Here is a 23,955-nt window from a genome sequence, read left to right as displayed (position 1 = left end):
GTATTGTAGGCGTAACGATCATGCAGTCTATTTTAGACACAATTACAGCGACGATGGCCCTCAGAACACAGCGGGGTCGTGTCGCTGACTATATCCCACAACTGGCCAGTGTCGACCCTAATCAATTTGGGATTGCGGTCGTACTGCCGGACGGTCAGATGTTTAGTGCGGGTTGTGCCGATAAACTATTTTCTATCCAGAGTATCTCTAAGGTTTTTACCCTCACTATGGCATTGGGTAAGATCGGTGATGCTGTTTGGTCACACGTCGGCAGGGAGCCTTCAGGTGACCCGTTCAATTCTATCGTTCAACTTGAGCATGAAGGGGGGAAACCCCGTAATCCGTTCATTAATGCGGGGGCCATCGCGATTGTTGATGCCATTATGATGGGGCATCAACCGAAAGAAACGTTAGCTGAGATATTGCAGTTCTTACGATTTGTTGCCAATGATGAAAGCATTTTTATCGATGATAAAGTGGCGCAGTCCGAATTGCTTCACCGCGACCGCAACGCTTCATTAGCGCACTTTATGGCATCGTTCGGGCGTATAAAGCACTCTGTTGATCATGTGCTAGGTACTTACTTTCACCAATGCGCGATTACGATGAGTTGCCAGCAACTAGCCAATGCTGGACAGTTTTTAGTTTCTGATGGTATGAATCTAAGTACGGGCATCCGGGTAGTCTCTCCGCAGCGTGCCCGCCGTATCAATTCCTTAATGTTAATGTGCGGACATTATGATGGTTCTGGTGAGTTTGCATACCGTGTGGGTTTGCCGGGTAAGAGTGGTGTCGGCGGTGGCATTTTAGCGATAGCACCGGGAAATGCCTCTATTGCTGTGTGGTCTCCGGGGCTGGACAGCATTGGTAACAGTAAGCTGGGTACAGAGGCATTAGAAATGCTTGTGCAGCATACGGGCTGGTCTATTTTCGGGCACTAGAGGTTATATTAATAATGAAGCTGCATATTCTTTCGGATCTTCATTTGAGCGTCAGTACATTCGATCCACCCGAAACAGATGCCGATGTGATTATTCTTGCCGGAGATATTGCCCGTCCAAAAGAAGCGATTACGTGGGCTAAACAATTTTTAAAACCGGTTATATATGTCCCCGGGAATCACGAATTTTATGGCAACAGTATCGTTGCAACCGTCCACGAATTAAAGCGCCTGTGTGCTACTGACAACATTTATGTACTGCATAATGATGCGGTGGTAATAGAGGGTGTGCGCTTTCTGGGTGCTACTTTATGGACAGATTTTAAGCTATTTGGTGAGGTGGGAGAGCAGCGGGATTTTGCCATCAATATGGCATCGGCAACGCTACGGGATTTCAGCCGAATTTACCTGGATGACTCCCTTGATACTTTGTTTACGCCCGAAGATGCAATGTCGCAATTCCAACGACATGCGAGCTGGCTTAATGCGCAATTAGATGAGCCATTTGCGGGACAAACGGTGGTGATTACACATCACTCGCCTTCCATTAACAGCATACATCCGCGTTTTGCCTCTTCGCCGTTAAACCCATGCTTCGTGTCTGACGCCGAATGGCTGGTGGACGGTCAGCGGTCAGACTTGTGGATTCATGGACATACCCACGATAGCTTTGACTATTACGTTAATGGTACACGTGTGGTGTGCAATCCCCGCGGGTATAGCACAGCAGATATCATCGAGAATCCATATTTTGATCCGGCGCTTGTTATAGAGGTGGGTAAGTAGTCATACCGCCCTAAAGATAAGCTGCTGATAGGTTAGTCTCTTGTAGCCGCGATGATTACGCCAGTCATACCGGTTGTTGATCTGTTTACGATGGCGATTTAAATATTGGCAGGTATTTTGATGAGTATGTTCGGTAAATGTAAAGTCTTGTTAGTAGGCGTGTTGGCTCAGGGGATCTTAAATACCGCGGTTGCCGGTGATGTCAGCATTCTGAGGGCTGATTTTCAGAGTGCCGGAAGTGAGAGTTGGGCCGTTAATGTCACACTGCAACACAATGATGAAGGTTGGGATCATTACGCAGATAACTGGCGGGTAGTGGATGCTCAAGGCAATATTCTGGGTGATCGCGTGTTATTTCATCCCCATGTGAATGAGCAGCCTTTTACCCGGGGTATTAATCGTGTGCAGATACCAGCAGGGCTGACGAATGTTTATATCGAAGCTCACGATAAGGTGCATGGCTGGTCTGAAATGCGTTTGCAGGTTGATCTTAATAAAGCAAAGTCCGGGCATATCAGAGTTAATGCTTTAGGTGTAAACGAGTAGGGGGAAAAGGCAGGTTTTCCTGACGATATGGATGCATTATCAGTGCTGCTTGAGCATGCTGGTGGGTTTGTTTTCGGGCACTGATTTTGAGATTGCTCTTGGCGCATATAAAGCTCATTCTAAAGACCCTGATGCTGGGTAAATCAGTCTGGCAACCATCCCTGAATGGGAGGTGTTGCGTGCTATAGACTGAGTTCTTACTGGTAGTAGTGTCTATTTTTGAGTCTTATAAAGGATCAAATCATGAAGTCTTTATCAGCTATTTTAATATTCTGTTTTATAACCAGCATCGCAGGATGTGGAACTATTATACATCCTGAACGAAAGGGCCAAATAAACGGTCGACTTGATTCAAGTATTATTTTATTGGATGCCATTGGGCTGCTGTTCTTTTTTGTTCCAGGGGTGATTGCCTTCGCTGTAGATTTTTCAAATGGGACCATTTATTTGCCCGGCGGACGTACTTCTTCGTTAAGTCCTGAAGAATTGGATGAGATATCGGGTAATGGCACAATAGACATACAAGCGTTAGATGCAATTGTTCAAAAACAAACGGGTTCTAACGTCTTATTTAATGGCGAAGAGTTACAGGCAATTCATCTCAATTCTATTGATCAGCTACCCAGAGACTTGGTTGCAAGCCGCTAACCGCGAATAGCATAAGAGAAAAGGGTTGGTGTTTGTGCTGTTGGTATTAGATTAATAAATTCTTAGAGATTGTTTATGAGCCATCATGAAATACACCGATCACATCGTATCGGTTGGTTGCGTGCTGCGGTGCTGGGCGCAAATGACGGGATTGTGTCAACTGCGAGCCTGATTATTGGTGTGGCGGCGGCAGATACCGCACATGAAGGTATTCTTCTGGCCGGTATTGCAGGGCTGGTCGCCGGTGCGATGTCGATGGCGGCAGGCGAATATGTATCGGTGAGTTCCCAGTCCGATACAGAAAATGCTGATTTAGCACTCGAGCAGCGTTCATTAAACGAAGATGCTGAATTTGAAAAGCGTGAACTGGCTTCTATTTATGAGGAACGAGGCCTTGATTCGCATTTGGCAGCACAAGTCGCCGAACAGCTCATGGCTCATGATGCCTTAGGCGCACATGCCAGAGACGAGCTGGGAATATTGGAAAACGTGAGGGCCCGGCCAGTTCAGGCAGCCTTATCTTCTGCCGGTACATTTACGCTGGGTGCTGCATTGCCATTAGCGGCGGCATGGCTGGTTCCCGGCGATCAGCTGATACCGGTAGTTGCTGTCTTATCTTTATTGTTTTTGGCATCGTTAGGCGGGCTTGCTGCACGGGCAGGCGGAGCACCGATGACTACAGGCGCCATCAGAGTGACATTCTGGGGTGCATTGGCTATGGGAATAACAGCAGCCGTTGGCCAGTTATTTGGTGTGGTTGCATAATCCGAAGTTCACACTGCTGCAACAGTGGTAATTGAATATTAAGAGAGTACGTAATAGGCGAAAATTACGTTTGATGAGAGGTTTTTGATGCAGGGATATAGCAAAATTAGTGCAGCGCTATTGGGTGTTTTTATCTTTTTAGGGCTAAGTGTGCTTGGCTACACGTTAGGTAATGCCGCGATTCAATACAAGCTTTACGACAGAAGTGTGACCGTAAAAGGGCTGTCTGAACGCGAATATCCTGCCGATATCGTCATTTGGCCGATTCAGTTCAGCGTTGCGGATAACGACCTGGGGAATTTATACAGCGATATTGACGCAAAGACACAAAGCATCCGTGTATTCTTGGAACAGAATACTATCGCGTCCAATGAAATAACCGTAGCGTCACCGGCTATTATCGATAGATCGGCGCAGCAATACGGCAATAATGACAGAGCTGAGTTTCGTTACACAGCCACTCAAACAGTGACCGTATATTCCAAAAATATTGAAGCAGTTCGTGCTGTGATGGGCTCACTATCGCAGCTGGGTAAGAAAGGCATTGTCTTTACCGCGAATAATTACGAAGCGCAAACCGAATACATATTCACACGTTTAAATGAAGTGAAGCCTGACATGGTTGAAGAAGCGACACGTGAAGCCCGAGAAGTCGCTCAAAAATTCGCGACAGACTCACAAAGTGCCTTAGGTAAAATTAAACGAGCTTCGCAAGGGCAGTTTAGCATTAACGATAGAGATAAAAATAACCCGCATATCAAAAGTGTTCGGGTTGTCTCAACGGTCGAATATTATTTAACGGATTAAAATAGTGGAGCTGAGTCGAGAAGAAACCCGCTGATGCGGGCTCTATTTCTATAAATCGGTTATGTATCTGCTTTGAACGCCTGCGTCTATTTCCTGAATAAGTTCTTCAGTACTGCTTGTGTTTTCAGCAATTTCCTTGCCAAATGATACCGTAATAGGCGTTTGATGGCTTTCTGCATTCCATGCTTTGCTGCGCAGCAGCGCTTTACCGCAATGGAAGTAGGCGTTACTTACTGCGATTTCTAATACCAGTAATGCTTGCTGCGTTGAACCTGCAACAGAGGTACAAATATCATTGCCTTTGAATAGCCTGCATGTGCCATGAACACGCAATGTTTCGGTTGTACCAGGCCGTAAAAAGATGAGGCCGACCTTGTTATTGCTGTTTACGATATTGGTCAGCGAGAAGGCTAATTTATTTCCCTTTAGTTCCGGAAGCAGTAGTGTTTTATCATCTTTAACTTGTATAAAACCTGCTTTGTCGCCTTTAGGGGATATAGTTGGAAACCCTGACTCATCGACAGTAGCCAGCATGGCTAATGGTGATGTTCGGATAAAGGCTTGCATCCGGGCATTAAGGTGATTGTAGATCTTCTTCCTTGTCAGAGGGTTAGGTTCGCCAATCGCTGCACGAATGTCCCCTTGAGATGTTAACTCGTACATGAATACTCCCTGAGTAACATTTAGTCGGCCGGAGGAATAAGTACAAACTTACCCACATGTTCTTTCTTGAGAAACTCTTTTTGTGCTTCTGCAATTGAAGACAAAGGAAAGGTCTTAGCCAGCACCGGCTGAATTTCTCCTTGTTCGATATATCTCACAATATTTGGGAATACGGGCTTGTCCCACGCAGTCGTTCCGATCAGTGTTATATCCTTTAAGTACATATCTCGCATATCAAGCTCGACGAGAGGCCCTGCTATTGCTCCAGAAGATACAAGCCTGCCGCCACGTTTTAAAACCTTGAGCATAGCTGAGAATCCACGGCCTGCTACATTATCGACCACTACGTCGACTGACTGCTCGCCCAGTTCTTTTAATAAGTCAGCGGAGCGGCTAATGAGTTGATCGGCACCGATTTTTGCTATTGCCTCATGTTTCTCAACGCTCGAAATAGCGATAACTCTTGCGCCTCTGCGTTTGGCCAGTTGTACCGTCGCAGACCCTACGCCGCCAGAAGCACCGGTAACCAAAACCGTTTCACCTGCTTTTAATTGTGCTCTGTGCAGCATGTTTTCAGACGTTCCATACGCGCAAGGAATCGACCCTAGTTCAGCATCCGTCCAGTTACAGCTAATAGGGAATACTTCACTCGCCCGGACCTTTACATATTGAGCGAAAGCCCCGTCAAAATCAGATCCCATCCAGATATTATCCAGTGAATCAAAACCCTGTTCACGTATGCAGGGACGGATCAAGACACGTTTGCCAAGGATACTAGTGTCTACATCATTAGCGGCGCTAACCACCTCTCCGCAGCAGTCTGTACCTTGAATAAAGGGAAAGGGTGTTTTTTTATTCCATCCACCATCCGCGTTTTGAATGCCTGATTTTTCATGTGAGGCTTCCTGTGTGGATTCATTAACGGATGAAGAATACCATCCAAGCCGCGTATTGATCTCGGTGTTATTCACCCCTGCAGCCAGCACTTTAACCAGCACTTCACCCTGCGTGATTTCAGGAACAGGAACATCGGTATAGACCAGTTTTTCGTAGCCGCCATTACCGGTTGTGGTGATTGCTTTCATCGTACGGCTAACCATATTTCCTGATTCCTTCGGGCTTAGATAAACCTATTGTATAGGTCTGACAACGTTTAGGGTGGCTCATTTTTATCCTAAGATATCTAGTGCGTTCACGCAAACCGATCACTGGTGCTTTGTTTTAATAGCTATAACTTTAGCTGGGTAGAAGGGCAGTGCAGTGCAGTGCCAAAGCTCGCTGAAGAGTCGATAGTATCGGGGCTGCTCATAGGAGAAGTGATAGAGGAAAGCTGAGGTCAAAAATTTTGCTGTTAGTTATGGCTCAACAGCTGCTAGAGTGCTGCTTCTTTAGACGAAGGGACTCACAATGGAGCTGGATCTTACGCTCATTATCATACTGTTGGTGACAGGTTTTGGCGCAGGTATGGTTGATGCGATAGCGGGTGGCGGTGGCCTGATAACCCTACCTGTATTGTTATCCGCAGGTATGAGCCCGGTAGAGGCATTAGCGACTAATAAGTTACAGGGGAGCTTTGGTACTCTGGCGGCATCTGTCTATTTTGTGCGTAAGAAGTTGGTTGATCTATCACAGATGAGGTTGATGATTAGCTGTACTTTTGTTGGCGCTGTTTTCGGTACCTTGCTGGTTCAGCAGATCGACACCAGCCTTCTGGCATCGGTTATGCCCCTCTTATTGGTTTTAATAGCTTTGTACTTTATGTTTTCTAAACGCATCGGTGATGAAGAGCGCGACCGAAAAGTCAGTAACGCTGTGTTTGCTTTTGTTTTTACCTTCGCGATTGGTTTTTATGATGGTTTTTTTGGGCCAGGTGCCGGGACTTTTTTTGCCGTCGCTTTTGTTTCTTTGCTGGGCTTCAGTATGGCGAAAGCGACTGCACACACTAAAGTATTGAACTTTACCTCGAATATCGCTTCGCTTATTTTCTTTGCTATCGGCGGCAATATAATCTGGATAGCAGGATTTATTATGGCAGCAGGGCAGTTGGTAGGTGGGCAGCTTGGGGCGCGCATGGTGGTGAACAAAGGTGTGAGTCTTATTCGTCCTTTGATTGTTGTGGTAACTCTGGCAATGTCTGCTAAGTTGCTAGTTGATCAGTATCAGCAGGGTGGCCAGCTTGTAGGGCAGCTACTGAGCTGGTTTAGTTAACCACTAAAAGCATTATCTTTTGATTTTAAGTGACTGTCTTTTTATCGTAGGAGGTTATTGGTGAAGTCCCATCCACAGCGTCAACAGATTGCCGATGAAGTACATGCGCGTCCGTTTCAGCAGTTGAGCTCACCTTTGAAAGTGATGCATTTTGCCGTCATGAATGCCGGACATGATGCCGGAGATATTCTTCAGTCTATTTCTTCCTTGTTTGTCGCCTGTGGTGCTCAAGCGCTGGGTGAGGGTGCTACTTTTTGCTTTCAGGATGTCGGTCAGCTGTCGCTGCGCTGGGAGGCTCATAATGAATTTTATACCCTAACTTTCTATTATTGTGGTGAGCAGCAGAATTGGCAGCAATCAATGCCAGGTTTATCAAAGGATTGGAGCGATCGAATTCTGGGTGAGCTGATTACCGGCGTGCAGATACTGGTGAAGCCTGGGGATGATCAGGCGGATAGAGAAAATCCTAATCAGATTCCAGACGAAATATTTGGCAATCATCAGGTGATTGGTTCTCACGTCATGCGAAAAGCAGCCACTCTGTGGACGGATTTTAAGCCGCAGGGTGAGTTTGGATTAGATCGTATTCTGCTGCAGGATAATCATTTACATGATTACCAGTGTGGGCGTTTGATTCAGCGTTTGTGTGAAATTGATACTTATCGAGCCGTCGCTTTACTGGGTTTGTCTCCGGCACGCTTTGCTATGATGCAGGTAACAATGCTGGGTGCGGAGCTATCTGTGGTTACTAATCATTTGAGTAATCTGGAGGCTGGAAAAGAATCTGACGCGTTATCTGCATTAATGAATATGGCGGCGAAGATAGAAGAGATTTCAGCCGAAACCGCACATCGTTTTTCTGCTTCGGACGCTTATTATGCGGTTGTCCAGATGCGAATTTCTGAATTAGAAGAGACGCGAATAGAAGGGCTGCAAACCATTCAGCAGTTTATTGATCGCCGTGTAGATCCGGCGATGCGTACCTGCAGGGCGGCGGCCATGCGGCTTGATCGGATATCGCAGCGGGTTGCGCGTGCCAGTAATTTACTGCGTTCCAAAATCGATTTGTCGACTGAGGGGAAAGTACACGATCTGTTGAGTTCAATGAACAAGCGTACCCGTCGTCAGTTGACGCTGCAGGCTAAACTGGAAACGTTTTCTATTATCGTTGTGACCTATTATCTGTTTGATTTGACAGACCGGACGATTCATTACCTCTCGTCCGGTAAAATAGAAGAGGTGGCGACGAGCTGGCTGACCTATTCATTACCGGCGGTTGTGCTGGGCGTATGGTGGTATGTAAGACGTGTTACCAAAGAGTTCAAATCAGACGACTAACGCAGACCCGGAAACCCGGAAACCTTTTGGATCGAGTGAGCCGTTATTTTAGCCAGTGCTTATAGCACTGGCGCGTCAAAGTCGGCCGGTTCATCGCTGTACACGCAGACATTCCACTTTTCAATCAGGCCATCTTCAGCCACGCAGTTGGTTTCGAAAAACTCAACGATCTCTTTGCGTTGGCAGTGTGCTTCAAATGCTTCCCGGTTGCTCCAGGTCTCATGAAAAGCAATCGGGTAGCTTTCGCCTTCAGCAAACGGGTTGGCAATGCGTCGGGTGACGGTATATTGAATACAGCCATCTTCACGCTGTGAGTTGGGTTCTAATGCTTGCAGTGTCGCAAAAACCTCGGACTCTTTACCCGCTTTTGGTAAAAACTGGGCAGTACAATAAATCTTCTTAGACATATGTGTTCTCTTTTCTCTTTTTTATTTATTCAGGGTACTGAAAACAAAAAAGCCTCCATGAATAACAAGGAGGCTTTTTCAGTGGCGCTATTTAAAATGAAGCAGTTTAAAAGTGATTACTTTTTAGCCGCTTCATACATTTTAACGCCTTCAACGATAGCGGCACGAGCGGCATCAGCACCTTCCCAGCCATCCAGCTTAACCCATTTTCCTTCTTCCAGACCTTTGTAGTTCTCGAAGAAATGCTTGATGCGCGCCAGCGTCATTTCAGGCAGGTCACTGATATCCTGTACGTCTTTGTACATTTTAGTCAGTTTGTCGTGTGGTACTGCCAGCAATTTAGCATCTTGACCCGCTTCGTCAGTCATATTCAGGATGCCGATTGGACGACAACGAATAACTGCACCAGGAATAACAGGGTAAGGTGTCAGTACCAGAACATCGACAGCATCGCCGTCATCAGCCAGTGTATTGTTAATGTAGCCGTAGTTAGCAGGGTAGAACATAGGTGCTACCATGAAACGGTCAACGAAGATCGCATCTTCTTCTTTTTCAATTTCGTATTTAACCGGGGAGCTTTCCGCCGGGATCTCGATGATCACGTAGATGTCGTTCGGTAGATCTTTACCTGCAGGCACTTTTGCAAAGCTCATGCGTTTCTTCCTGTTCTATAGTAATGAGAATTTTAATTCATTCATTATAAGAGTCGTACGCATTAGTTTGTATACGACTATCAGACGATTATGCTTCTTTTGTACTCTCGGTACGCTGATGGTATTCCATCAGCACTTCGACTTCTTTGCGCGAGCCTAAAGAAACAGATACGCGTTCATGAATATCATCCGGTTGTACATCTAAAATATCTGAATAGCAGTTAGTGGCTAACCCTCCGGCTTGTTCTATCAGCATACTCATTGGGTTGCCTTCATACATCAGGCGTAATTTGCCGGGTTTCTTCGGCGAGCGGGCATCCCATGGATAAGTAAAAATACCGCCACGCGTCAGCACACGATGCACTTCGGCAACCATTGCCGCTACCCAGCGCATATTGTAGTTTTTCTCACGTGGGCCGTCGGCTCCGAGGAGCAGATCATCCACGTAGTTGCGCATGGCAGGTTCCCAAAAGCGGTGGTTTGACATGTTGATGGCAAATTCACGTGTTTCTTCTGGAATCATGACGTTTTCACGTGTCAGCAGGAAGTCACCGGTATGCGACAGGGTAAACATATTGACGCCTTTGCCGGTCGTCAGAACCAATACGGCAGAAGGACCGTACAGCACATAACCGGCGGCCAACTGTTTGCGGCCGTTTTGCAGGTAAGGATGCTCGGTACTGAAATCTTCATCTTTAGGTGCTTCAAGAATAGAAAAGATAGTGCCGACAGATACATTGATATCGATATTAGATGAGCCATCCAGCGGATCAAAAACCACCAGAAAGCGTCCATCTTTAAAACCCGGTACTGATTCGCTCTCTTCTTCTGAGGCAACACCCGCTACTAGCGAGTGATTCAGTAACACGGTTTTCAGAATTTCATTGGAGATAACGTCCAATTTTTTCTGTGTTTCCCCCTGAACATTGGTGATGTCTGTCGTGCCGAGTACGCCGGCCAGCGCACCTTCGCGCAACTTTAAAGCGATCTCTTTACAGGCGACCATGAGTGTCGCAATCAGGTCCATTAATTGTTCGTCAGTGTCGTTGCGTCTCAGAAACTGGCTAAGCAGTTGCATGGGGGGGATTACCTTTGCATAGGTTAATAGATGGATGAATCAAAATTTGTAGTAATTTTACGTGATTAAGACCGGAAAATCATGCAGTGTCGGTGCAAAACTGGGTATAAATCGCGCCCTTTTTTATAATTCTCGGTATTATTATCGGAATTGTTTTATAGATGATTTTATTGATAGATGTGTTGATGCTTGTGTTGAGCATTTCAGTAAGAGCTTTATTAGTAATTTATTAATAGTTTTGCAGAAAATTTTGTTGATAATTGAGTAGGAGAAAGCGGTGCATATTCATATTCTGGGTATCTGTGGAACCTTTATGGGGTCACTGGCTCTTTTAGCACGTGAGCTGGGATATCGGGTAACAGGTTCAGACGCTAACGTATATCCACCGATGAGTACTCAGTTAGAGGCGCAGGGTATCGGGTTAATGGAGGGCTATTCACCTGACCATCTGAATCCTGAACCTGATCTGGTGATTATCGGTAACGCTATGTCGCGGGGCAATCCTGCGGTTGAGTATGTGCTGGATAAAGGTTTACGCTATACCTCGGGTCCACAATGGTTATGTGAGCATGTGCTGCAGGAGCGTTGGGTGTTGGCGGTTGCCGGAACACACGGAAAAACCACGACAGCATCGATGCTGGCCTGGGTTCTTGAATATGCGGGTATGCAGCCGGGTTATTTGATTGGCGGTGTGCCGAATAATTTTGACGTGTCTGCACGCTTAGGGGGTTCGCCTTTTTTTGTGATTGAAGCAGATGAATACGACACTGCTTTTTTTGATAAACGCTCAAAATTTGTCCATTACCGCCCGCGTACGTTAGTGCTGAATAATCTTGAATTTGATCATGCCGATATTTTCCCTGATCTGGCCGCGATTCAACGCCAGTTTCATCACGTTGTACGTACCGTACCCGCGAATGGGCAGGTGATTATTCCGCAGCACGATAAGGCGATCAGTGAAGTGATCGAGATGGGCTGTTGGACGCCCGTGGTTACTGCCTCAATAGGTGATGGCGGCGAGTGGTCTGCGCAGCTGGCCAGTGAGGATGGTAGTGCTTTTGATATTCTGCATCAGGGTAAAAATCTGGGTCAGGTTAAATGGAACATGACCGGTCAGCATAATGTGGCTAATGGTTTAATGGCATTGATTGCTGCGCGTCACGTAGGTGTGCAACCGCATCATGCCATTGAAGCGTTATCGGTATTTGGTGGCGTGAAGCGTCGTATGGAAAAAGTTGGCGAGGTGGCGGGCGTGAGCGTTTACGATGATTTTGCTCATCACCCCACCGCGATTGCTACCACGCTGCAAGGTCTGCGTGCGCAGGTTGGCAGCGATACTATTGTGGCTATTATTGAGCCGCGTTCGAACACCATGCGACTGGGTGCGCATCGTGCCGCATTGGCCGAATCAGCGAAGCTGGCGGATGAAGTGATCTGGTATCAGCCTGTCGGATTAGAGTGGTCGCTGGACGATATTGTGCACGGCCATGAAGATAAAATGCGCGTGGTAACCACGATAGATAATATTCTTGCATCTATTAAAGCCTCTGTTGTGCCACGTACACATCTTGTAGTGATGAGTAATGGTGGCTTTGAAGGCATTCATCAGCGCTTGGTCAGTGTACTTGAGGACAAGTTCAATGAGGAAAAGTCCCATGCCTGAGTTTACAAAACGTGTCACGTTAGCGATTACCGGCGCATCGGGCGTGCAATATGCTATACGCCTGATGGAATGCTTAATTGCCGCCGATGTTCAGGTGTTGTTGATGATATCCAAGGCTGCTCAAGTGGTGGCGGCGACAGAGACTGATTTATCGATTCCCGGAGCAACGGTGGCTCAGCAGGCCTATTTCACAAAGATGTTTAATGCGAAAGCCGACCAGATTAAGGTGTTCGCGCGTGAGCAATGGATGGCACCGGTTGCTTCTGGTTCGGGTGCTCCGGCCACCATGGTGGTGTGTCCTTGCAGTACTGGTACGCTGTCTGCGATTGCGACAGGTGCCAGTAATAATCTGATCGAACGTGCGGCGGATGTAGCATTGAAAGAGCGCCGGCAGCTGGTGTTGGTACCGCGTGAAGCTCCGTATTCAGAGATTCATCTGGAGAATATGCTCAAGCTTACGCGCATGGGAGCCGTTATTTTGCCTGCCAGTCCTGGTTTTTATCATAAGCCTGAAACGATTAGCGATATGGTCGACTTCGTGGTCGCCAGAATTCTGTCTCAGATTGGGGTAGAACAGTCTTTTATGCCGCGTTGGGGCGAAGCATTGCTGCAAAGTGATGAAAATACGCCAGCGCAGGACTAGAATAGCTACCTTTTGTCTAATTGGAGCGGGTTAATGCCTAAGATTCTTGCCTTGGATACCTCGACCGATGCGTGTTCCGTTGCTTTACATGTGGCAGGTGAGATCCGTGAGGATTTCAGAATAATTCCCCGACAGCATACTAAACAGCTGCTGCCAATGGTTCAGGCGATGCTGGACGAGGCGGGTCTGAAAGTAAAAGATCTGGATGCTATTGCGTTTGGTCGTGGCCCCGGGTCTTTTGCCGGTATCCGTATTGCTACCGGCGTTGCTCAAGGGCTGGCATTTGCAGCAGAGCTAAACCTGTTACCTGTGTCCACATTAGCGGCTATCGCTCTATCGAAGCATTTGGCGACAGGAGAACATCAGGTAGTCGCTGCGCTGGATGCGCGTATGAATGAAATTTATTGGGCGGCCTATCGGTTTGAGAATGGGCTGCCAGTGCAGGTTGATGTGGAACGGGTCGATGCGCCTGCTAACATCATGCTACCTGATCAATCTCCATGGGCCGGTGCGGGTTCTGGCTGGCGCTATCTGCAAGAGATGTCTGAGCAAGTGCAGCAGGCGGTTACTTCGATAGACGATGATACTTATCCGACGGCGGCTAATATTTTGCGTCTGGCACTTAGGGATTATCAAGAAGGGAAGTCAGTATCGCCCGAGTTGGCGCAGCCTGTGTATTTGCGCGATAGCGTTGCCTGGAAAAAGAAGGATCAGCAGTAAGTGGAGTGGTATTTAGTTTTTGTTGTCTAGATAGTTGTTGGATCTTTTGCTGTTAGATGTACTGTGTTGTGAAATCTATTGTTAGATATATAAAGGCGTCAAGTGACTGAAAATATAATAAGTGAAACGGTTAAGGTTGCCGCCTGCGATAAGCCGCTGCTGGAGCATGCTAATAAACTGGCGACTCGATTGGGCTTACCGCCGGCGAGTATTGTCACCGATATAGCTCGTTGTGCTGATCCGTTGCTGCTTTATGTAACCTATGACGGGCTTCAGCTGCAAACGACGGGTAAAAAGGCTCCCGGGCCTGTGTGGGTCGATTTTTTAAGCGGTTCGATTGCGCATCGCAGAAAGTTTGGTGGTGGGGCCGGCCAAATGATAGCAAAGGCTGTGGGGGTTAAAAGTGGTATTCGTCCCACGATACTGGATGCTACCGCCGGTTTAGGACGAGACAGCTTTGTGCTGGCGACGCTGGGGTGCTCTATTTCCATGACTGAGCGTTCTGCTGTGATTCATGCGTTATTGGCGGATGGGCTTGAGCGTGCTGTAGCGGATGAAGAAGTTTACGAGGTCTGTTGCAGAATGAAACTGTATCACGGTAACGCGATTGAATTGATGCGCTCTCATCTGATAGATCCTGTGCAGGTTGTTTATGTTGACCCTATGTTTCCGCATGCTGAAAAATCTGCGTTAGTGAAAAAAGAGATGCGGATATTCAGGGATGTGGTCGGTGATGATCAGGATTCTGTTGAGTTGCTGGAGGCTGCTCTGGATACGGCGACGGCACGTGTGGTGGTTAAGCGCGCCCGCAAAGCGCCAACAATAGCAGGACGTCCTCCTAGTTATCAGTTAGAAGGGAAGTCCAGCCGTTATGATATTTATGCACTCGCCAAATTAAGTTAGAAGGTGTTCGGCCGCGTATTAGCGCGGATGTAATGCTTTCTCTACCACGCTGATGTAATGCGGATTCAGAATTTGCCTGGCCCGTTTAAGTAAGGCTGAGCTTTCTATCCGGCAGCTCACCTGGTCTGCTTGTTTGGCGAAGACTGATCGGCTAATCAACGCTTTAATAAACACTGTCAATACGCGTTCGTCAGAATACTCTGGCGAGTTAAAACCAAAGTGATGGTGCAGATGCACAGCGATACGCTGGCTTTCGCTGATCAGGTCGTCCATCGACATCGCTGTTCCATCCGAGAGCAGGCGAAACACAATATAATATCGCAGTAGAATCGGCTCAGCTGTTCGCATCAGAGCAATAGTCAGCGGGGTTTCCGTCACGCACATCAGTCCGCCATTCCGCGTGATCATCCCCCTTTTTTCCAGACGCAGCCGTATTTGCTTGCAGGCAGACGTCACTTCAGCACCACTCCAGGGAAGGAACAGTTCAGCCTTCAAATAGGGGTAAATAGTGCTGAGCAGCCTTGGCAGGGTTTGCGGTAGAGGGCGGGAATAGCGCTTTGTCAGCAGTAGATAGAGGCCCGGTAGCAAGGTGATATGATGCAGTTGGTTGCGATAAAATGTCATTTCCTGAGCCTGCATTTCGCTAAGGAATATGTCGTTACCTGATTGACTTAACTGTTTACGTTTGAGGGCTTCTGTTACCCATTCATCAACCGCTCCGGTAGCAATGGCGGCCGGAGGGTTGGGTAATGCTTTGAGTAGGGATGCCAGATCTTTAGTTTGATTGGCGAGCTCTGTTGTATTAAAAATCTGCTTTGGGTTTGCCAGCATAAGGGTCGCTAGCAACGCCGTTTGATTGACATAAGCTGATTGATTAATTCCTTGGAGCACCTGTTGGCTGATGTGTTGTGTCATGTCATGCAATGTTGGTTTGGCTGCTATTTCTTGTTGGGGCTCTTTTTCCGATAGGTTGTCCGACATGTCTTTCGATATAGGTTGTGATGCATGTAGCGAAATATTGTACGGTGTTTCCTGCAAGGCTGTTTTTAGCAGAATAGGCTCCCCGAAGCTGAGTGCTGCATCACCAAAGCGGTGCCGAAACTGCTTAAGTGTTTTGAGTAAACCTAAGAAAGATTCTTTGCGCTTGAGGCCACCCGATAACTCCTGTTGATAGCTTTTGCTTTCGATGAGCTTGTCATAGCTAATCCATACGGGAATCAGTGCAACTGGCTTTTCCGGATGCTGTAGATGATTCTCCAGTGTCATGCTGAGCAATCCTGTTTTGGCGGGTAGTAAGCGACCGGTGCGGCTGCGGCCGCCTTCAATGAAATACTCAAGCGAATGGCCTCTGTTAGCCATGAAAAACAGATAGCTTTTAAAGAGTTGCGCATAAAGAAGATCATTTTTGAAACTTCGACGCATAAAAATAGCGCCCCCGCGTTTTAAAATACTGCCTAAAATGGGAACGTTTAAATTATCACCGGCGGCGATATGCGGGATCATTAAACCATGCTGATATAAGCTCCAGGACAGCATGACATAATCGATATGGCTTCGATGGCATGGCAGGTAGACCAGGTGGTGGTCGGGAGCACAATTCTGAACCCGTTCAATCCCTACAATATGTACGCTTTTATAGGCTTTTTTCCAGAAAAAGCTTAATAAAGGGGCAAGAATGCGAACAGTAGTTGGACTGAAGTCCGCCGCTATCTCTTCCAAAAGCGTGTTCGCTTCAGCCAAAACCTGTTCAGTGCTATGGCTATTTTTAGTCGCCGTGAGGTTAATTGCCTCTTTGACGTGTGCATCCTGCAAAATAAGTTTGATCAAGGTGCGGCGGTGCGATAGATCCGGGCCCATAATGGCTTGTCGGCGACGGTAAAAATGGTTATGAAACACCCGAACCGCTTTATGGGCAATAACCCCTGCAGGTTGATGTGATGAGTCTTTTTTGAGGTGCCTGAGTGACAGAGGAGCATCCACCTGAATCAATGTCTGACGGCCATTGAGCAGTAATTGCATAAAACGGCCGAAGGGACCTGCTTTGCTCCAGATTTTAGCATACAGTAAGTTCAGGCAGGACGTTTCCCTCTGTGGAAGACGCCCATAATAAATAGAGATGGGGACAATATTAATATCATTGTCAGCGTCTAAAAATCCCAGTTTATCAATTTGCGCTTCAATGCGGTTACGCAGATCTTCATTCTGATTATGGGCGGCGCAAAGGATTTTTTGCTCAGGCAGTGTATTGCCCTGCAGTCGCAGGTGCTCTATTAAAAGCAACCTGTCCGTATACCGTGCTGTTTCAATAACGAACAGCGTATTGTGGCTGGGTTTGAGGTGTTGTCTGCCTTGTATTGTAGGGCGGACAAGTAACCTTAGTATTAACCGGCTAATACGATTTAGTCCTCGCATTTTTCGCTAGGCCTTATGCTTATTAATAGTGCGGTGGCGGTGGTTCATCAAACGATATTCCCTGGCTTTCCTGGCCAACTGTCTTAAGTTGTTGATTAAATACAGTCAGCATTCTTTTTAAATCGATAATCATTTTATCTTGCTGAGCAATTACGTCATTAAGCTTATCAAGTGCATCTTCCTGAAAGGCAACTCTGCTTTCAAGTTCTGTTATACGTTCGTCATAGTTCATGATGGCGCCTGTGGCATAAAAGTTCGTTGTAGTAAGCATAACGGAGAGGCCTATGGAAAGTAAATTAAGCTGTAGAGGGGTAAGGTGTTGAAATTTTGAGTTTTCTTCTGTATACCTTCAGGGTTATCGCTTTAAATTAAGTATAGGCGGTTTAAATAATAGTAATTTTCATGATAAGACAAGAGATAGATAGATGAGTGGTAACCAAATAGTTCGTAGCGTGATTGTAAGTATCATTGCAGCAGTGTTGATTCCTTTGCTGCTTAATGCTGTAGCGGGTGTTGAAGCAGGGTTATTAACAGCCAAGGTTATAGCGGTAACCTTCATCGTAGTTCTGATCAGTAGCGTGATTTCTGCTATGGGTAGCAGCCCGGCAGCTCCTGTTCTGGCTCAGATTGATGACGAAGATATGGAAGATGAAGAAGACTACGAAAATGATGATCGAGAGTTAGGTACTGTTAAGTGGTTTAATGTTTCTAAAGGTTTTGGATTCATTACGCGTGAAAATGGTGATGATGTGTTTGTTCATTTCCGTAACATCCGTGGACGTGGTCATCGCTCTTTGAGTGAAGGTCAACGTGTTCGTTTTAATGCACGTGAGAGCGACAAGGGTTTGCAGGCGGAAGATGTTTCCGTTATTCGCGGCTAGTCACCTCAATAGCGGAAGCCTCGGCTTCCGCTTTCTTCTTCCTTCCTGTCCTCTTTTATATTCTCTGCCCTGAAAAACTATTGCCTGTTATGACTTGCGCTGAAAAGTGCGCTATTGCTTTGCAATGGCTGCGTGTAAACGCTCAATAATGGCGTCTGGCCCACTATAACCATCACTTATTCTGATCGCCTTGTCTTGATTCAATAAGCGTAAGGCAGGAAAACCAGAAACGTCGAGCTGTCTGGATAACATTAGATTATCGTCAAACTGTTGCTGGGTACTTGGCGCATCTAATAATGCGGAAAATTCAGTCGTATTAATGTTTAATGTTTCTGCTAGTGCTATTAGTGTTTCTCTGTCAGAGGGGTTTTTTGCGACCAAATAATAAGCCTGCTGAATCGCTTTCGCCATTACACCAGCGCTCCCGGGCTTTAGCTGCTCTGCAACAAGAATCGCCCGGCATGCTCTCCACGTACTTCGTCGTGGACTACAGAGTGTCCAGAAATCGTAATTAAAGACGGTTTCCGTACGAGCTTCTATCTGCTGCCAAATAGAGCGAATCATATCTTGCTGCTCTTGTGGCATCAGATCATCTGTGTCCGGCGCCAAGCCCCCTACAACGTATTGAATAGGCAGATCAGGGAAGGTTTGTTCAATCGTTTGCAGTGTGGGGGAAAAAGCCCAGCACCAACTGCACATTGGATCCATGATATAGAGTAGTTGCATTAGAAAAGCTCCGGTTGAGGACTATGTTGATTCCAGAGAGTCAGCGCAGGGATGTTGGGCCGTTGTTTGTGAATCTCTGCTGCAAAGAAGCTCGCTACTGCGGGTGCCTCTTTGTTGTCGGGGGTGTGGAAAAATAGATAAGGCGTGCGGCCTTCATCAATCCACTCAAGTGTTTTATTAATCCAGGGTATCAGGTATGCATATCCATCACCGATGTTAAGCGGCGTGATGATGCGTACAAAAGGATGCTGGCCAGTGGCAATAACATGCACCGGCATGCGTGGCTTAGCCTTCAGTGCTTCCTGCGTGATGGGATCGCCAGCAGGATGCGAAAAAAGAGCGCGTGTATCGAACGTGATACGGTTGACTGATCGACGCATTAGTATCTGGTTGAAACGTTTTTCCAAATCGTCCTTATTAAAAAATCCACTATGTCTGACCTCAATAGCATAACTGAAATCAGTAGGTAGGCGATTGATAAAACGTTCCAGTATCTCCAAATCCTGAGGACCAAAAGATGCATTCAGTTGTAGCCAGAGTATGCCTAGTTTATGTTCTAGTGGTGTGATTCGATTAAGGAATTCGGTAAGCAGCCGATCACTATGTTGTAGCTTTAAATGATGTGTGATGGTTTGTGGAAATTTAAAGCAAAAACGAAAGCTGGGGCTGCTCTGCTGCTTCCATTGTTGTATGGTCGACTCGTTGGGAAGACCATAAAAACTGCTGTTACCCTCGACCGATGAAAAGTGTTGCGTGTATTGTTGCAGCGCCTGATTCGGACCGGAATGCTCTGGATACCAATTTGGATGGTGCCATTGAGGCAGGCCAATAAAATACGCTTGATCGTGTGTGGGATATTCGGTGTGCATACTCTTATGGTGTACTGAACAGCTGCTATACTCAAGCGATTGATTATCAATAAATACTCAGGAGCATATTAAGAGATGGATTTTGCATCCCTTGTAGGCATTATTTCAGGATTAGTGCTTATCATTTCGGCCATTCTGATGGGCGGTAATGCGGACATTTTTGTTAACGTACCAGGCATGATGATCGTGGTGGGTGGGACTATGGCGGCGACGCTATTAACCGTTCAATTTCGTGATGTTATGAATGCTTTTAAGGGCGCTTATATTGTATTCACTCAGGATAAGACCAATCCTTCAGAGATGATAGATACGATGATTTCGCTGAGTAAAATCAGCCATCGTCATGGTTTATTGAAATTGGGAGATGTGAAAACAGATTCGCCGGTGTTGCTGCGCGCCTGTAATCTTTTGTCTGAAGCTGCTTCTGAACAGGTAATCCGGAATACCCTGCAGAATGAAATCGACTCCCTTATGGCGCGTCATTTTTCTGTTCAGGATGTTTTCCGGAAAATGGCGGGATACGCACCCGCATTCGGCATGTTGGGAACCTTGATTGGTTTGATTCAGATGCTCAGTGAACTTGATAATCCTGAGACTATTGGCCCTGCCATGGCAATCGCTTTATTGACGACTTTTTATGGGTCATTATTGGCAACGATGGTGTTTCTGCCTATCGCCGGTAAGTTAAAAGCCCGAACCTTGCTGGAAGTCACTAATCTGGAAATTATTCGTGAGGGCAGTATCAGTATACTGACGAATGATCACTATGCTCATGTCTATGAACAGTTAGCTTCTTATCTTCCGGAAAGAGCGCGTAAACCCATACAGAGTCAAAAGGTGGCGGCTGACAGCGGAGCGAAAAAATGAGTGCGCGACGCGTCGTTATGGATGAGTCAGAGCCCGGTTGGATAGTGACCTACGCTGATCTGATGACACTACTGCTGGTGTTTTTTGTGCTGCTTTTTTCGATTTCAACGGTTAAAAAAGAACAATTCGCATCAACAATTCGCTCCTTTCAGTTGGCGATTGGCGATAGTGGCGGGAGCCTTGTTCCTTTACCGGAAGAAATCAGAGCTCCGGCTATCGAGATACCTGATAGTTTGGAACAAAATAATGCGGATCAACTGACGCCGCCATTAGCTGTCGTCGAAGAGGTTCAAGAGAGCAGAGCGCCTGAAATACCGGTAGTAGAGACGAACAAAGAACTCGAATACCTGTCAAATAGTTTAAAGGAGGTGTTTGCTTCCATGGGTGTTGCCGATGCGGTGGATGTCGGGGAGCCTCGTGATGGTAAGCTACGAATTCGGGTAAAAGGTGCTGTATTGTTTGAATCAGGCGATTCTTCATTCAATCGCCAGATGATGCCCATTATGGATGGATTGCTAGATATATTGGAAAAGTATCCGGAGTATAAGCTCGGCATTAAGGGGCATACCGATAATATTCCAATCGAAACAGCTCGTTTCCCGTCCAACTGGGAGCTGTCCGCTATACGGGCGACTACCGTATTACGCTATTTAGTCAGAGGAGGAATAGACCCGGAACGAGTAACGGCAACCGGTTATGGTGACTCTCTGCCTATTGGTCCCAATGATACTCCAGAGCAGCGGTCAGAAAATCGTCGTATTGAATTTGTATTAGAAAAGGTAAATGTGCCATGAAGCCTGTAATAGAAATTGATTTTGATGATGCTCTACCACGTGAAAATTATCGGGTGACATTACATCAGGATGACCCTGTTAGCCTGACGGTGGCGGGTGTTGCTGTTGACGTTATTGATATTTCAGCCAAGGGTGTCGCTTTCCGATATCAGGGGCAGGCAAATAAAGATAGTTATCCGGTGGTGTTAACATTTGAAACGGATAAAGTTTATGTGGTGGAGTGTGATTTAAAGATTATCCGTAGGCATCATCCTGAATACAGTGCTGAATTTGTTCATATTGCCGAGAAAGATATTGCCCGGATTGCACGCTTAATTATTGAATGCCAAAAAAGAGATATCCGAAGAAGTAAACACCCGAAATCTGGCGATAACGAAATAACTGAAGGTTAGTGTTGCAGTATTGGAACAATCACTATAGTATTCGCTCCACAATTTGATGCGGGGTGGAGCAGTATGGTAGCTCGTCGGGCTCATAACCCGAAGGTCGTAGGTTCAAATCCTGCCCCCGCTACCAATTTTGTTAAGTTTATCAATAAGTTATTTTTTGAATTTATTGGAAGGCTGCGTTATAAGGTAAGTGTACTTGAAAGTAAGTACAAAGATAGTTTGTTGCGGGGTGGAGCAGTATGGTAGCTCGTCGGGCTCATAACCCGAAGGTCGTAGGTTCAAATCCTGCCCCCGCTACCAATATCTAAGAAGCTTATTTATATGACGATCTTTATAAGGTCAAACTTATAAAGTAAAGGGTACAGCGAATAATGGCTGTGCAGCAGTTGCGGGGTGGAGCAGTATGGTAGCTCGTCGGGCTCATAACCCGAAGGTCGTAGGTTCAAATCCTGCCCCCGCTACCAGTTTTAAAGAAGAGAGTGCAGCAAGTTTAATGGCTGTGCAGTAGTTGCGGGGTGGAGCAGTATGGTAGCTCGTCGGGCTCATAACCCGAAGGTCGTAGGTTCAAATCCTGCCCCCGCTACCAGTTTTAACTTATCTGGCGGTTATAAAATAGCTAGTAGTTTTAAAGAGGCCAAATCAATAGCGATATTGATTTGGCTTTTTGCGTTTATACCGATCAATAAATCCCCTGCCAATGCCTCATCTTTATTTCGTATAGCGTCGCTAGCTTACAATCCTCCACGTGTGAGTTTAGTCGGGTCGAGTAACAGAGTAAGTTCTTCTGTTGTTAAATTAGTTTGTTCTGCAGCCACTTCAATTATCGGACGTTTTTCTTTGTACGCTTGCTTGGCAATGTCAGCCGCTTTTTGATAGCCGATAATAGGATTAAGTGCTGTGACTAAAATTGGATTGCGCGCGAGTGTTTCCGTTAGTTTAGCGTCGTTTACCGTAAAGCTGGCTATCGCTTTATCGGCAAGCAGATGACTAATTCTGGAGAGTAGCTGGATGCTGTTAAGCAAGTTGCTGGCGATTAAAGGCAGCATGACGTTGAGCTCAAAATTACCCGACTGGCCTGCAATAGTTATGGTTGCGTCATTGCCTATAACTTGAGCGGCAACCATGGCGGCTGCTTCCGGAATAACAGGATTAACTTTTCCGGGCATAATAGATGAACCCGGCTGTAAGGCTTCCAGTTCAATTTCGCCTAGCCCGGCTAGTGGTCCTGAATTCATCCAGCGCAGGTCATTGGCTATTTTCATTAAAGAAACTGCTGTCGTTTTAAGCTGTCCTGACAGTGCTACAGCGGTATCCTGAGAGCTGATTTGAGCAAAAAAGTTATCGGCGGGGGAGAATAGGATATTGGTTCGGGCGCTTAACTCTGCGCAAAAGAGCGCTGCAAATTCTGGATGGGCGTTAATGCCCGTGCCAACCGCGGTACCGCCTTGGGCGAGGTGCTGAAGGCTGGGCTGTAGCTGTTGAATATGTTGGATGTTGTGTTCTATTTGTGAGGCCCAGGCACCTAAACATTGGCTCAGTTTTATAGGCATTGCATCCATCAGGTGAGTGCGACCTGTTTTTATAGAACCGTCGACCGCGTGAGCTTTGATATGAATCACATTAGCCAAATGAGATAGTGCGGGTAGTAAGTGTTCCGATAGTTCAATGGCTGCACTGATATGGATGCAGGAGGGAATGATATCGTTACTGCTCTGGCCGTGGTTGATATGGTCATTGGGATTAACCGAACTACCGTATAATGGTGTTGTCAGTGTTGCCAGTACCTCATTGGCGTTCATGTTGGTGCTGGTGCCGGAGCCTGTCTGAAATATATCGACTGGAAAGTGCTGCATTATATCGGCGTCTTTAAGTAAGACATTAACCGCCTCATTGATAGCCTTACCCATTGCCTCAGGTATTTCATCAAGCGATGCATTCGCTATAGCGGCGGCAGCTTTTGCATGCAGTAACGCGCGTATAAATGCTTCCGGCAATGGCTGTTTGCTGATAGGGAAGTTGTTGATGGCCCTTTGTGTTTGTGCACCATAAAGGGCGTCTGCAGGAACCGCTAATTCGCCCATACTGTCGCGTTCAAACCGAACATTATTTTTCATGGTAGCCTCTGATAATCGATAGCTTATTTATAGTTGAGATTATTTTTAACAGATATAGTTTCCCGTGATAGTCGAATCAGCTGTATACCCCCTCAGAGGAATAAACATTGCGATGTCACTATGACAGAATGACTT

Annotated in this window: 26 protein-coding genes and 4 tRNA genes; 20 read left to right on the top strand and 10 right to left on the bottom strand. The window is 46.5% G+C overall.

Annotation, left to right across the window (positions count from 1 at the left end; translation table 11 throughout):
- The first annotated feature begins 20 nt into the window (after positions 1 to 20).
- From Nant_RS05995 to Nant_RS05970, 6 genes are all read left to right on the top strand, one after another.
- On the top strand, positions 21 to 941 hold the full coding sequence (locus tag Nant_RS05995) for a glutaminase (RefSeq protein WP_054340735.1): 921 nt from the start codon (positions 21 to 23) through the stop codon (positions 939 to 941).
- Between the two features lie 14 nt (positions 942 to 955).
- Positions 956 to 1,726 (top strand): metallophosphoesterase, encoded by a 771-nt coding sequence (locus Nant_RS05990; RefSeq protein ID WP_054340734.1) that lies wholly within the window; start codon positions 956 to 958, stop codon positions 1,724 to 1,726.
- 120 nt (positions 1,727 to 1,846) lie between these two features.
- Complete coding sequence (locus Nant_RS05985) at positions 1,847 to 2,272, top strand: hypothetical protein (RefSeq protein WP_238377076.1); 426 nt, start codon at positions 1,847 to 1,849, stop codon at positions 2,270 to 2,272.
- Between the two features lie 243 nt (positions 2,273 to 2,515).
- Positions 2,516 to 2,920: a hypothetical protein gene (locus Nant_RS05980; RefSeq protein WP_054340733.1), complete on the top strand. Its 405-nt coding sequence runs from the start codon at positions 2,516 to 2,518 to the stop codon at positions 2,918 to 2,920.
- Between the two features lie 75 nt (positions 2,921 to 2,995).
- Positions 2,996 to 3,685: a VIT1/CCC1 transporter family protein gene (locus Nant_RS05975; protein WP_054340732.1), complete on the top strand. Its 690-nt coding sequence runs from the start codon at positions 2,996 to 2,998 to the stop codon at positions 3,683 to 3,685.
- Between the two features lie 87 nt (positions 3,686 to 3,772).
- A complete protein-coding gene (locus Nant_RS05970; protein WP_054340731.1) occupies positions 3,773 to 4,492 on the top strand; it encodes an SIMPL domain-containing protein in 720 nt (239 codons plus the stop codon).
- Positions 4,493 to 4,540: 48 nt separating this feature from the next.
- Here the strand turns inward: Nant_RS05970 and Nant_RS05965 are convergent, their stop codons facing one another.
- Together Nant_RS05965 and Nant_RS05960 are read right to left on the bottom strand one after the other, a co-directional pair.
- The gene (locus Nant_RS05965) at positions 4,541 to 5,155 is read right to left on the bottom strand and encodes an MSMEG_1061 family FMN-dependent PPOX-type flavoprotein (RefSeq protein WP_054340730.1); all 615 of its coding nucleotides are present in this window, start codon (positions 5,153 to 5,155) and stop codon (positions 4,541 to 4,543) included.
- 20 nt (positions 5,156 to 5,175) lie between these two features.
- A complete protein-coding gene (locus Nant_RS05960; protein ID WP_054340729.1) occupies positions 5,176 to 6,255 on the bottom strand; it encodes an alcohol dehydrogenase family protein in 1,080 nt (359 codons plus the stop codon).
- A gap of 307 nt (positions 6,256 to 6,562) precedes the next feature.
- Between Nant_RS05960 and Nant_RS05955 the strand changes: the two genes are divergently transcribed.
- Both Nant_RS05955 and Nant_RS05950 read left to right on the top strand, forming a co-directional pair.
- Positions 6,563 to 7,363 carry a TSUP family transporter gene (locus Nant_RS05955; RefSeq protein ID WP_054340728.1) on the top strand — a complete coding sequence of 267 codons (801 nt, stop codon included), beginning with the start codon at positions 6,563 to 6,565 and terminating at the stop codon, positions 7,361 to 7,363.
- 60 nt (positions 7,364 to 7,423) lie between these two features.
- Complete coding sequence (locus tag Nant_RS05950) at positions 7,424 to 8,701, top strand: DUF3422 domain-containing protein (RefSeq protein WP_054340727.1); 1,278 nt, start codon at positions 7,424 to 7,426, stop codon at positions 8,699 to 8,701.
- A 59-nt stretch (positions 8,702 to 8,760) separates the two neighbouring features.
- Here Nant_RS05950 and Nant_RS05945 read toward each other — a convergent pair whose 3' ends face one another.
- The 3 genes from Nant_RS05945 to Nant_RS05935 form a co-directional block, all read right to left on the bottom strand.
- Positions 8,761 to 9,108 (bottom strand): putative quinol monooxygenase, encoded by a 348-nt coding sequence (locus Nant_RS05945; RefSeq protein WP_054340726.1) that lies wholly within the window; start codon positions 9,106 to 9,108, stop codon positions 8,761 to 8,763.
- 116 nt (positions 9,109 to 9,224) lie between these two features.
- Positions 9,225 to 9,761, bottom strand: a complete 537-nt coding sequence (ppa, locus tag Nant_RS05940; protein WP_054340725.1) for an inorganic diphosphatase — start codon at positions 9,759 to 9,761, stop codon at positions 9,225 to 9,227.
- 88 nt (positions 9,762 to 9,849) lie between these two features.
- Positions 9,850 to 10,839 (bottom strand): class 1 fructose-bisphosphatase, encoded by a 990-nt coding sequence (locus Nant_RS05935; protein ID WP_054340724.1) that lies wholly within the window; start codon positions 10,837 to 10,839, stop codon positions 9,850 to 9,852.
- Between the two features lie 277 nt (positions 10,840 to 11,116).
- Between Nant_RS05935 and mpl the strand changes: the two genes are divergently transcribed.
- The 4 genes from mpl to Nant_RS05915 all read left to right on the top strand — a co-directional run bounded on the left by mpl (position 11,117) and on the right by Nant_RS05915 (position 14,768).
- Positions 11,117 to 12,502 carry a UDP-N-acetylmuramate:L-alanyl-gamma-D-glutamyl-meso-diaminopimelate ligase gene (gene mpl / locus Nant_RS05930; RefSeq protein ID WP_054340723.1) on the top strand — a complete coding sequence of 462 codons (1,386 nt, stop codon included), beginning with the start codon at positions 11,117 to 11,119 and terminating at the stop codon, positions 12,500 to 12,502.
- A complete protein-coding gene (locus tag Nant_RS05925) occupies positions 12,495 to 13,145 on the top strand; it encodes a flavin prenyltransferase UbiX (RefSeq protein WP_054340722.1) in 651 nt (216 codons plus the stop codon). Before mpl ends, Nant_RS05925 begins: the two co-directional genes overlap by 8 nt.
- Before the next feature lie 33 nt (positions 13,146 to 13,178).
- Positions 13,179 to 13,865 carry a tRNA (adenosine(37)-N6)-threonylcarbamoyltransferase complex dimerization subunit type 1 TsaB gene (gene tsaB / locus Nant_RS05920; protein ID WP_054340721.1) on the top strand — a complete coding sequence of 229 codons (687 nt, stop codon included), beginning with the start codon at positions 13,179 to 13,181 and terminating at the stop codon, positions 13,863 to 13,865.
- Positions 13,866 to 13,967: 102 nt separating this feature from the next.
- A complete protein-coding gene (locus Nant_RS05915) occupies positions 13,968 to 14,768 on the top strand; it encodes a class I SAM-dependent methyltransferase (protein ID WP_054340720.1) in 801 nt (266 codons plus the stop codon).
- Positions 14,769 to 14,786: 18 nt separating this feature from the next.
- Here the strand turns inward: Nant_RS05915 and plsB are convergent, their stop codons facing one another.
- Together plsB and Nant_RS05905 are read right to left on the bottom strand one after the other, a co-directional pair.
- Positions 14,787 to 17,180 (bottom strand): glycerol-3-phosphate 1-O-acyltransferase PlsB, encoded by a 2,394-nt coding sequence (gene plsB / locus Nant_RS05910; RefSeq protein WP_076496061.1) that lies wholly within the window; start codon positions 17,178 to 17,180, stop codon positions 14,787 to 14,789.
- Between the two features lie 22 nt (positions 17,181 to 17,202).
- A complete protein-coding gene (locus Nant_RS05905; protein WP_054340718.1) occupies positions 17,203 to 17,412 on the bottom strand; it encodes a SlyX family protein in 210 nt (69 codons plus the stop codon).
- A gap of 193 nt (positions 17,413 to 17,605) precedes the next feature.
- Between Nant_RS05905 and Nant_RS21805 the strand changes: the two genes are divergently transcribed.
- On the top strand, positions 17,606 to 18,061 hold the full coding sequence (locus Nant_RS21805) for a cold-shock protein (RefSeq protein WP_054340717.1): 456 nt from the start codon (positions 17,606 to 17,608) through the stop codon (positions 18,059 to 18,061).
- 111 nt (positions 18,062 to 18,172) lie between these two features.
- On the opposite strand, the gene Nant_RS05895 is transcribed toward Nant_RS21805, so the two are convergent.
- Positions 18,173 to 18,787 carry a DsbA family protein gene (locus Nant_RS05895; protein WP_054340716.1) on the bottom strand — a complete coding sequence of 205 codons (615 nt, stop codon included), beginning with the start codon at positions 18,785 to 18,787 and terminating at the stop codon, positions 18,173 to 18,175.
- A complete protein-coding gene (locus Nant_RS05890; RefSeq protein WP_054340715.1) occupies positions 18,787 to 19,656 on the bottom strand; it encodes a DUF72 domain-containing protein in 870 nt (289 codons plus the stop codon). Before Nant_RS05890 ends, Nant_RS05895 begins: the two co-directional genes overlap by 1 nt.
- A gap of 75 nt (positions 19,657 to 19,731) precedes the next feature.
- Here Nant_RS05890 and Nant_RS05885 point away from each other — a divergent pair, with 75 nt between their 5' ends.
- The 7 genes from Nant_RS05885 (at position 19,732) to Nant_RS05855 (ending at position 22,292) form a co-directional block, all read left to right on the top strand.
- The gene (locus tag Nant_RS05885; protein WP_054340714.1) at positions 19,732 to 20,523 is read left to right on the top strand and encodes a motility protein A; all 792 of its coding nucleotides are present in this window, start codon (positions 19,732 to 19,734) and stop codon (positions 20,521 to 20,523) included.
- The gene (locus tag Nant_RS05880) at positions 20,520 to 21,317 is read left to right on the top strand and encodes an OmpA/MotB family protein (RefSeq protein ID WP_054340713.1); all 798 of its coding nucleotides are present in this window, start codon (positions 20,520 to 20,522) and stop codon (positions 21,315 to 21,317) included. Before Nant_RS05885 ends, Nant_RS05880 begins: the two co-directional genes overlap by 4 nt.
- A complete protein-coding gene (locus Nant_RS05875; protein WP_054340712.1) occupies positions 21,314 to 21,709 on the top strand; it encodes a PilZ domain-containing protein in 396 nt (131 codons plus the stop codon). Before Nant_RS05880 ends, Nant_RS05875 begins: the two co-directional genes overlap by 4 nt.
- Before the next feature lie 47 nt (positions 21,710 to 21,756).
- Positions 21,757 to 21,833: transfer RNA gene (locus Nant_RS05870), tRNA-Met, on the top strand.
- Between the two features lie 96 nt (positions 21,834 to 21,929).
- A tRNA-Met gene (locus Nant_RS05865) sits at positions 21,930 to 22,006 on the top strand.
- Between the two features lie 87 nt (positions 22,007 to 22,093).
- Positions 22,094 to 22,170: transfer RNA gene (locus tag Nant_RS05860), tRNA-Met, on the top strand.
- Positions 22,171 to 22,215: 45 nt separating this feature from the next.
- Positions 22,216 to 22,292 (top strand) — tRNA-Met (locus Nant_RS05855).
- 145 nt (positions 22,293 to 22,437) lie between these two features.
- Here the strand turns inward: Nant_RS05855 and Nant_RS05850 are convergent.
- Positions 22,438 to 23,820 (bottom strand): class II fumarate hydratase, encoded by a 1,383-nt coding sequence (locus Nant_RS05850; RefSeq protein WP_054340711.1) that lies wholly within the window; start codon positions 23,818 to 23,820, stop codon positions 22,438 to 22,440.
- Positions 23,821 to 23,955 lie beyond the last annotated feature (135 nt).

This window comes from Neptunomonas antarctica, from assembly GCF_001305295.1.
Lineage (GTDB): Bacteria > Pseudomonadota > Gammaproteobacteria > Pseudomonadales > Balneatricaceae > Neptunomonas > Neptunomonas antarctica.
The sequence above is the reverse complement of the archived record's forward strand: the minus strand, read 5'-3'. Positions and strand labels throughout refer to the sequence as shown.

Excerpts from the sequence above, each read along its gene's own strand:
- Nant_RS05995 (WP_054340735.1), top strand. The coding sequence starts at position 21 with ATGCAGTCTATTTTAGACACAATTACAGCGACGATGGCCCTCAGAACA.
- Nant_RS05990 (WP_054340734.1), top strand. The coding sequence starts at position 956 with ATGAAGCTGCATATTCTTTCGGATCTTCATTTGAGCGTCAGTACATTC.
- Nant_RS05985 (WP_238377076.1), top strand. The coding sequence starts at position 1,847 with ATGAGTATGTTCGGTAAATGTAAAGTCTTGTTAGTAGGCGTGTTGGCT.
- Nant_RS05980 (WP_054340733.1), top strand. The coding sequence starts at position 2,516 with ATGAAGTCTTTATCAGCTATTTTAATATTCTGTTTTATAACCAGCATC.
- Nant_RS05975 (WP_054340732.1), top strand. The coding sequence starts at position 2,996 with ATGAGCCATCATGAAATACACCGATCACATCGTATCGGTTGGTTGCGT.
- Nant_RS05970 (WP_054340731.1), top strand. The coding sequence starts at position 3,773 with ATGCAGGGATATAGCAAAATTAGTGCAGCGCTATTGGGTGTTTTTATC.
- Nant_RS05965 (WP_054340730.1), bottom strand. The coding sequence starts at position 5,155 with ATGTACGAGTTAACATCTCAAGGGGACATTCGTGCAGCGATTGGCGAA.
- Nant_RS05960 (WP_054340729.1), bottom strand. The coding sequence starts at position 6,255 with ATGGTTAGCCGTACGATGAAAGCAATCACCACAACCGGTAATGGCGGC.
- Nant_RS05955 (WP_054340728.1), top strand. The coding sequence starts at position 6,563 with ATGGAGCTGGATCTTACGCTCATTATCATACTGTTGGTGACAGGTTTT.
- Nant_RS05945 (WP_054340726.1), bottom strand. The coding sequence starts at position 9,108 with ATGTCTAAGAAGATTTATTGTACTGCCCAGTTTTTACCAAAAGCGGGT.
- ppa (WP_054340725.1), bottom strand. The coding sequence starts at position 9,761 with ATGAGCTTTGCAAAAGTGCCTGCAGGTAAAGATCTACCGAACGACATC.
- Nant_RS05935 (WP_054340724.1), bottom strand. The coding sequence starts at position 10,839 with ATGCAACTGCTTAGCCAGTTTCTGAGACGCAACGACACTGACGAACAA.
- Nant_RS05925 (WP_054340722.1), top strand. The coding sequence starts at position 12,495 with ATGCCTGAGTTTACAAAACGTGTCACGTTAGCGATTACCGGCGCATCG.
- tsaB (WP_054340721.1), top strand. The coding sequence starts at position 13,179 with ATGCCTAAGATTCTTGCCTTGGATACCTCGACCGATGCGTGTTCCGTT.
- plsB (WP_076496061.1), bottom strand. The coding sequence starts at position 17,180 with ATGCGAGGACTAAATCGTATTAGCCGGTTAATACTAAGGTTACTTGTC.
- Nant_RS05905 (WP_054340718.1), bottom strand. The coding sequence starts at position 17,412 with ATGAACTATGACGAACGTATAACAGAACTTGAAAGCAGAGTTGCCTTT.
- Nant_RS21805 (WP_054340717.1), top strand. The coding sequence starts at position 17,606 with ATGAGTGGTAACCAAATAGTTCGTAGCGTGATTGTAAGTATCATTGCA.
- Nant_RS05895 (WP_054340716.1), bottom strand. The coding sequence starts at position 18,787 with ATGCAACTACTCTATATCATGGATCCAATGTGCAGTTGGTGCTGGGCT.
- Nant_RS05890 (WP_054340715.1), bottom strand. The coding sequence starts at position 19,656 with ATGCACACCGAATATCCCACACACGATCAAGCGTATTTTATTGGCCTG.
- Nant_RS05885 (WP_054340714.1), top strand. The coding sequence starts at position 19,732 with ATGGATTTTGCATCCCTTGTAGGCATTATTTCAGGATTAGTGCTTATC.
- Nant_RS05880 (WP_054340713.1), top strand. The coding sequence starts at position 20,520 with ATGAGTGCGCGACGCGTCGTTATGGATGAGTCAGAGCCCGGTTGGATA.
- Nant_RS05875 (WP_054340712.1), top strand. The coding sequence starts at position 21,314 with ATGAAGCCTGTAATAGAAATTGATTTTGATGATGCTCTACCACGTGAA.
- Nant_RS05850 (WP_054340711.1), bottom strand. The coding sequence starts at position 23,820 with ATGAAAAATAATGTTCGGTTTGAACGCGACAGTATGGGCGAATTAGCG.